This is a genomic window from Ottowia cancrivicina (genome assembly GCF_029813755.1).
Classification (GTDB): domain Bacteria; phylum Pseudomonadota; class Gammaproteobacteria; order Burkholderiales; family Burkholderiaceae_C; genus Ottowia; species Ottowia massiliensis.
Genome location: NZ_JARVII010000078.1, coordinates 1 through 794, shown reverse-complemented (window position 1 = coordinate 794; position 794 = coordinate 1). Strand labels below are relative to the sequence as shown.

Here is a 794-nt window from a genome sequence, read left to right as displayed (position 1 = left end):
GACAAATGGCTTAGCCCTCGCGATCGTTTTAATTTATTTGATGGCACGCCCCGCAATGGTAAATATCCCGTTCCGCAAGGCATACGCAACCGGATTGGAAAAGAAAAGCGATCCAACGTCCTGCCGGATTTCACCCATATCGGGCTGACGCCCATTCCCACCTTTTCAGAGCGCGCCGTGCAGGCTTTGGGCGACATGCTCAGCCGCAATGGCGAGTTGGCGCCCATCAAAATGAATGAGGCCATGCAGTACTATGGATTCAATCCAACCCGCATCGTGGATGTGGTGGACGAAGAAAAATCCACCATTGCCTATTTTTCAGACGGTGGACTCATGGACATAGATCATTATGTCTTGCGACCAGATGTGAAGGAGCTTCCGCCTATTTTCAGAATTCCCCAGCTGGTTGAAAACACGACTTACGTCAGCGACGAATTCATTGCCCGCGTGAATGAATGCAAGCTCACGGGCTTTCGCTTTCAGCCTTTGCCATGAAATAAAACCAGACGGCGCGCCCGGGATAGCATTTGAAATGCATGGGCAGTTTTGAGGGTATGCAAATTATCCTGGGTCAAAACCAGCTTTCCTGAAAGAATGATATGCACATCCTGAAATGCAATTTTGACGGCTACGCCTCTTTTCTTTTTAAAACCATCGAAGAGCACTACAAATGGAGTTGCCTTCGCGATCATTTTAACCTATTTGATGGCACGCCCCGCAATGGTAAATATCCCGTTCCGCAAGGCATACGCAACCGGATCGGAAAAGAAAATAGATCCAACGTTCTGCCCGAT

The 794-nt window shown here is 48.7% G+C and carries 2 protein-coding genes; both read left to right on the top strand.

The window, feature by feature from the left end; all coding sequences use genetic code 11:
* The coding region (locus QB898_RS13105; RefSeq protein ID WP_279525303.1) for an imm11 family protein at positions 1 to 495 on the top strand (495 nt) is incomplete at its 5' end.
* Between the two features lie 104 nt (positions 496 to 599).
* Positions 600 to 794 (top strand): hypothetical protein (locus QB898_RS13100; protein ID WP_279525302.1); only part of this gene is annotated, 195 nt, incomplete at its 3' end.